This window comes from Luteitalea sp., assembly GCF_044337415.1.
Lineage (GTDB): Bacteria > Acidobacteriota > Vicinamibacteria > Vicinamibacterales > Vicinamibacteraceae > Luteitalea.
Genome location: NZ_JBIINP010000209.1, coordinates 1 through 6,645 on the forward strand (window position 1 = coordinate 1; position 6,645 = coordinate 6,645).

The window sequence follows — 6,645 nt, forward strand, 5'->3', positions numbered from 1 at the left end:
GGCGTGGAGCGCATCCTGCGCTTCTCCTTCGCACTCGCGCGGACACGCCGGCACAAGCTGACCATGATCACCAAGTCGAACGCGCAGCGGTACGCCTACGTGCTGTGGGATCGCGTGCTGTCGGAGGTGGCGCCCGAGTTCCCGGACGTCGAGACCGACAAGCTGCACATCGATGCGGCGACCCTCGAACTGGTGCGACGTCCGCACACCTTCGACGTGATCGTCGGATCGAACCTGTTCGGCGACATCCTCAGCGACCTCACCGGCGGCGTGACCGGCAGCCTCGGCCTGAACCCGTCGGCGAACCTGAACCCCGAGCGCACGTTCCCGTCGCTGTTCGAGCCCGTGCACGGCTCGGCCCCCGACATCGCCGGCAGGGGCATCGCCAATCCGACGGGCGCCATCCTGAGCGGCGCGATGATGCTGGAGTGGCTGGGTGAGACGCAGGCCGCTGCGGTGATTCGCCGGGCCGTGGAGCGCGCGCTCGCCGCGGGTCCCACCACGCCCGACATCGGCGGCGCGGCCACCACGACGCAGTTTACCGAGGCGGTCCTGGCCCACCTCGCCGACTGATGCGCTGGCGCGTGGCCGTGCCCGTCCTCGCGGGCGTCGTCGTGGCACTGCTCCCGGCACCAGCAGGACTCGGCCAGGCAGCCTGGTACTACGTCGCGGTGTTCACGGCCGTGATTCTCGGCCTGATCACCGAGCCGCTGCCGCCGTCGGCGGTGGGCTTCATCGGCGTGACCGTCGCGGCCGCGGCGGGACTCCCCTTCTCCGAGTCGCAACGCGTGAGCCCGGGCTTCCGCCTGCCCGCCGAAGCCGTGCGCTGGGCCCTCTCCGGGTTCTCGAACAGCACGGTGTGGCTGATCTTCGCGGCCTTCGTGTTCGCGATGGGGTACGAGAAGACCGGACTCGGCCGGCGCATCGCCCTCCTGCTCGTGAAGAGGCTCGGGCACCGCACGCTGGGCCTGGGCTATGCCGTGGCGTTCGCCGATGTGCTGATCGCGCCGTTCACGACGTCGAACACGGCGCGCAGCGCCGGGATGATCTATCCGGTGATCCGCAACATCCCCGAGCTGTACGGCGCCGACACGGGGCGATCGACCCGCCAGTTCGGGACGTACCTGATGTGGGTCGCCTTCGCCACGACGTGCGTGACGAGCTCGATGTTCGTGACGGCGCTGGCGCCGAACCTCCTGCTGCTCGACATGGCCCGGACGACGGCAGGCGTCGAGCTCACCTGGACGGACTGGCTGGTCGGCTTCCTCCCCGTCGGCGCGGTGCTGGTGCTCCTGGTGCCGTGGCTGACGTTCGTCCTGCACCCACCGGAGACGCGCACGAGCGTCGAGGTGCCGCGCTGGGCGTCGGACGCGCTGGCCGGGATGGGCGCGATCAGCCGCAGTGAACTCGGGATGGCGGCGCTGGCGCTCCTCTCGCTGGCCCTCTGGATCTTCGCCAGCGCAGTCATCGATGCCACCCTCGTGGCGATGGTCGCCGTGTCGCTCATGCTGGCCACCGGGATCGTGTCGTGGGACGACGTGCTGGGGAACCGGCCAGCGTGGAACGTGCTGGCGTGGTTCGCGACCCTGGTGGTCCTGGCCGACGGCCTCAATCGCGTCGGCGTCGTGGCCTGGCTGGGCCACGGCACCGCCGCGCTCCTCGCAGGCCATCCGCCGCTGGTCGTGATGACGCTGCTGGTCGCGATCTTCTTCCTGATGCACTACGCCTTCGCGGGCATCACGGCGCACACGGCGGCGGTCGCGCCGGTGATGCTGGCGGCGGGCTCGGCGGTCGAGGGCCTGCCGATGCGCACGTTCGTGCTGCTGCTCGGGTTCTCGCTCGGCCTCATGGGCGTGCTGACGCCCTACGCCACGGGGCCGGCGCCGCTGTACTACGGCTGTGGCTTCATCGCCCGGAAGGACTTCTGGTGCCTGGGCTTCCTGTTCGGGATGCTGTTCCTCGTGGCGCTGCTGGCCATCGGCCTGCCGTGGCTGGAGGCACTCAGGGGCTGAGCGGGCGTCGCGCTGCGCCCATGTCCCCGTGGCATCCCCACCGACGCGCCTCCCGCGCCGCTACTTCACCGGCGCCAGCAGCGTCACCGTGAACGTGATCTGCGCCTTGTCGGCGCCGGTGATGTTGCGCAGGTTCCACTGCGGGTTGATGGCGAAGCGCATCGGCTGGCGCGCAATCGCGCGCACCACGCCGATCTGGAAGCCGACCGGCACGTTCACCCACCCGCCGCGCTCCCAGTCGTAGGTGAACTGCAGGTCGCCCAGGCTGAGGGCCCAGCCGTGCCCCAGCTGGTAGGCCGCGATCGGCTGCAGCTGCGTGATCGCGACGTCGGACGCAAACAGGTTCTGCGTGAACATCCCGACGTTGAGCGTCTTCGAGATCGGCACGATCGCCCCCGCCGCCGGCCCGATGGCGAACTTCGACGGCGCGGCGCTCGCGCTCTCCGACAGGCTCATCACCGGTCCCACGGCGAAGCGGCCCCATTTCTGCGGCAGCACCGCCAGGTCGAAGATCGTCACGCTCTTCAGGCCTTCGTTCCCCGGGCCGTCGATCTGGTACGGCACGACCACGCGCAGAATGTTGCTCACGCCGAAGGCCCGGAACGGCACCACCGGCTGGAACTTGAACGTGTAGCCCGAGTCGTCGACCCCGTGGTACGACGCGCTGACCGCGTTGATCAGGTTGAACGACATCAGCGACGCGGTGGGATCGGTCGCCTGGGTGCTGAGGTCCCCGGCATCGCTCGCCGGCTTGGCTGCCGGCGTCCCAGCCGCGGGCTGCGCTGGCGCGGTTGCCGCGACGGGCGCCGGTGCCCCCGCGGAGGCGGGCGCAGTGGGGGTCTGCGCCTGCGCGGCGGTGGCAACACACACGACCATCACCAGCGCCGCACCCCAGTGCGGACTGCGGCCGTTGAGGCTCACTTCGCGCCGGACTTTCCGCGGGTCGGCGTGTACCAGATCGGCGACGACCACGCGCGCTCCTGCACGGTCGCCGGCACGCCCGGCAGCAGCGGCACGCCGGCACGCACGGCGTCGTAGGTGCTCCAGCGCGGTGTGGGAATCTGCAGCACGCGCACGTAGTACACCGCGCCCTGTGCCGGGTCGAACGACGGGTCGGTCCACGTCCCCATCAGCTCAGCGCTGCCGATCGCGTTCGTGTACACGGCCTTGGTCACATCCACGGTGTTGCCGACGGCAGGCACCTTGCCGTCCTTGCCCGGCTTGCGGTCGCCCGACCAGGCCACGTCGAACACGCGGTCCTGCGGCTCGCCCTCGGCGTCCACCCAGCCCTTCACGATCTGGATCCGATCGAGGTTCGCGTCGTCTGGCCCCTTCATCGCCCACACGGTGAAGCTCGGCGTCGCGCCTGCGGCGGCGGAAGCATCCGCCTTCAAGGTGCCGCCCATCGGCACGCCCTGCGCGTAGCCGCTCTCCACGAGGCGCCTGGCGTCAGCCGGCTTCTCCATCGCGCCGAGGCGCCCAAAGAAGCGCACCTTGAGGCGGGGGCCGCTCGTCGCGAACGTCTCGCGCGCCTTCATCGCGTCCCAGATGGCCTCGCGCGTGTTCTGCGGCGCCCACACGCCGGTCAGCGCACCGGGATTGAGGTCCTTGCCCTTGAGCCAGCCGCCAATCTCGCTGGTCCGTCGACGTTCGACGGTTCCATCAGCGGAGCCATGACTGCCAATCGCGAAGTTGTCCTCATCGACGTTCGATGGCGTCCCATTGTGGGTGTCGGTGCCGCCGACGATGCCGTAGTGGTACGGGTTGACGCCGAGCGACTTCTGGTGCGCAAGCCCCTTGATCAGCCCCCACCGAACCCAGTTCTGCTTGCCGAACGCCTTGAGATTCCGGCCGCTGTAGTCGCCAAGGGAATCCGCGTTCTCGAAGTCGGCGAACTCGTCGGCCGCCCAGAACCACCGGTGCACCTCGGAGTTGCCCTTGATCTGCATCATCTCGATCAGCGGCTCGAAGCGGCTGCGCATCTCGGCGTATTCGAGGGTCAACGGGTCACCCTTCGAGTCCTGCGCCGAGAACATCGTGCCCTTGCTCGCGTTGGAGTTGTGCGGGATGGCGATGACCTTCATCCCCTGCTTCTCGAGACCGGCCATCCAGCTCCACAACGCCTCTTCCCTGTTGATGTCCACGTAGCTCATGGGACGTTCCGGCACGTTGGTGTCGCGGAAGAAGACGTTGCGGTGGAGGTTGCCACCCTCGGGTGCGGCGCTCCACTCGAAGGCCGGAATCGTCGTGAAGGTCCCCGGCTTGTAGTGCTCCGCTGCTGCGGCCAGGACCACCTTCCAGCCGCCAATCGCAGTCTCGGGACCGGCGTAGAACGGCGCGTGTTGCGGCGTGGTGCCGCGGTTGGCCTTCTGCACGTATTCGACGAACCACTTCTCGCGATCCTCGTACGACGTCATCCGGCGCAGTTCCTGGAGCTGTGGGTTGTCGTGCCCGGGCGCTCCGGCCACCATCGTCGAGTACATCTCGCCCAGATACTCGGCGTGATCGGTCACCGCCGCCCAGTCGAGCGGCGCGTGCAGCTTGACCTTGCTGCCGTTGACCTCCACCTCCTCGCCCTTGGCGAAGCGGTAGGCGTCAGACGGCGTGAGCCGCGTGCCGCCGAGGTAGGCATCCAGCGAGTACGCGGTGTGCAGGTGCTGTTCGCCGAAGTAGGCCTCCTTCAGCGGGTTCGTGGGAATGGACGTCGCCGCCGGCGACGCCGACGGCGTCGCTGCAGCCTCAGGTGCCTTCGGTGGAGTCGGGCTGCCGCACGCCGCCGTGAGGGCGGCGGCGACGATCAACGCGCTGGTGCTTACGTTCCGTGTGGACATGCTGAGTCTCCGGCCGGCACAGAGCGGCCACTTTCCATGGGTGAGATCAACGTCAGAAGACGAGGGCCAGCTTAACGCGCACCATGTGGAGGTCGCGCTGGTCGCCGGTTTTCAGTCGACGGGCGTACGAGGCCTGCACGGACAGGAACTTCGCGATCGCGTAGCCGGCAGACACCCCGGCGCCCGTCTCGTTGATGTGGTTGTCGTCGGAGATGCCGTCGGTCGTCGTCTCACCGCCGCCGAAGTACCGGAGGTCACCCGACATCCAGAACTTCGGGTGGAAGTTGTGCGACAGGTGGCTCTCGAGCTGGAACAGCGGGTCCTGCGACTTCAGGGTGGCGCCGCCGGTCGGCTCGTCGTTGTCCTGGAAGAAGCTGACGCTCGGAAACACCTCGAGGAACGTGGCGCGCGCCGTGTTGGTGCCCCACGGCATGACGATCGGCGTGCCGACGCGCACCGCCCATCGGTTCGTGCCGAGGTTGAGGAGACGGTCCCTGTCGTAGCTGCCGACGGGGATCGTCGTGGAGACGAACGCCGACACCTGGAACGTCTGCGGTTCCTTGACGAACGCCGGGATGCCCCGCGCCGGCGCGCCGACCAGGCCCACCTTGAACGAGGCGACCGCATCGCCGAGGCCCGACGTGTTGACGTTGACGGTGCGGTTCACCGCGCGCACGTCGGCGTCGATGCTGCCGAAGATCGGGTTGATCCAGATCTGCGCGTAGCGCCCACCAAGGCTGAAGGCACGCGTGTAGGTCACCACGAAGATGTCGCTCTTCACGTCGGCGTTGGGCTGCAGGATCGTGCCCGTGAAGTCGTAGTCGCCGTCCAGCCCGAGGTAGGCCGGGACCACGAAGTTGTAGCCGGTCGGCAACAGCGTCTGCGATCGCGGGCCGTCGCCCTGCGCGGCAGCCGGGGCCGGACACAGCAACACGAGCGCGAGCAGCGCGAGGCCGACACCCGCAGCGCGGGCGACATTGGTGCGGGTCGTCTTGGGAGTCATCGTCGATTCGTTTCCGTGCAGGCGCGCTCAGCGCCGCCCGTCGAGGCGCACGTCATGTGCATCAGCTGTCCTGTGACCACGTGCGCGTCCGAGCGTTCGAGCGCAATCAACGCGCGGCGCCGTTGCCGGCTGCCGGCGTGTACCAGATGGGCGAGGCCCAGGCGCGTTCCTGCACCGTCATCGGGACCTCGGGCGACATCTTCACGCCGAAGCGCGCGGCGTCGTAGGCGGTCCAGCGCGGTGTCGGAATCTCGATGACGCGCGCGTAGTAGAAGGCGCGCACCGAGGGGTCGAAGTCGGGATCGGTCCAGACGGTCGCCAGCGACGGGTCGCCGATCGTGTCGGTCCAGGTCGCGGTGGCCACGTCGACGGTGTTGCCGACGGGCGCGAGCTTGCCGCGGACGATCTTCCGGCGGTCGGCGTCGCCCCACGCGACGTCGTAGACCTTCTCCTGGCCCTTGCCATCCTTGCCGACCCACCCCTTCACGATCTGGATGCGATCGAGGTTGCCCGAGCGCGCGTCCTTCATGGCCGCGACGAGGAACGTCGGCGCCTTGGCGCCGCCGGGCGATGGCTTCAAGTCCCCACCCATCGGGACGCCCTTCTCGTAGCCCACCTCGGCGAGGAAGCGCGACTTCGCGTCGGCTGCGGCGAAGTCCCAGCCGCCGAAGAACCGCAGCATCAGTCGCGATCCCGACGTGCCGTACACCTCGCGACGCTTCATCGCGTCCCAGATCGCGGCGCGCGTGTTCTCCGTCGCCCACACCGCCGCATAGCCCGCCGCGAGGTACTGCCAGGT

General features: G+C 68.9%; 6 protein-coding genes. 2 read left to right on the plus strand and 4 right to left on the minus strand.

Annotation, left to right across the window (positions count from 1 at the left end; all coding sequences use genetic code 11):
• Together ACIRDX_RS19090 and ACIRDX_RS19095 are read left to right on the plus strand one after the other, a co-directional pair.
• Nucleotides 1-573, plus strand: a 573-nt coding sequence (locus ACIRDX_RS19090) for an isocitrate/isopropylmalate family dehydrogenase (RefSeq protein WP_396627030.1), incomplete at its 5' end; no start/stop codon positions are given.
• 11 nt (nucleotides 574-584) lie between these two features.
• Nucleotides 585-2,012, plus strand: a complete 1,428-nt coding sequence (locus tag ACIRDX_RS19095) for a DASS family sodium-coupled anion symporter (RefSeq protein ID WP_396627031.1) — start codon at nucleotides 585-587, stop codon at nucleotides 2,010-2,012.
• 60 nt (nucleotides 2,013-2,072) lie between these two features.
• Here the strand turns inward: ACIRDX_RS19095 and ACIRDX_RS19100 are convergent, their stop codons facing one another.
• The 4 genes from ACIRDX_RS19100 to ACIRDX_RS19115 form a co-directional block, all read right to left on the minus strand.
• Entirely contained in the window at nucleotides 2,073-2,984 is a 912-nt protein-coding gene (locus tag ACIRDX_RS19100; protein ID WP_396627032.1) for a hypothetical protein, read from the minus strand.
• Nucleotides 2,930-4,843, minus strand: a complete 1,914-nt coding sequence (locus tag ACIRDX_RS19105; RefSeq protein WP_396627033.1) for a DUF3604 domain-containing protein — start codon at nucleotides 4,841-4,843, stop codon at nucleotides 2,930-2,932. The genes ACIRDX_RS19100 and ACIRDX_RS19105 overlap by 55 nt, the downstream gene beginning before the upstream one ends.
• A gap of 52 nt (nucleotides 4,844-4,895) precedes the next feature.
• Nucleotides 4,896-5,846, minus strand: a complete 951-nt coding sequence (locus ACIRDX_RS19110; RefSeq protein ID WP_396627034.1) for a transporter — start codon at nucleotides 5,844-5,846, stop codon at nucleotides 4,896-4,898.
• A gap of 106 nt (nucleotides 5,847-5,952) precedes the next feature.
• On the minus strand, nucleotides 5,953-6,645 hold a 693-nt coding region (locus ACIRDX_RS19115), incomplete at its 5' end, for a DUF3604 domain-containing protein (protein WP_396627035.1).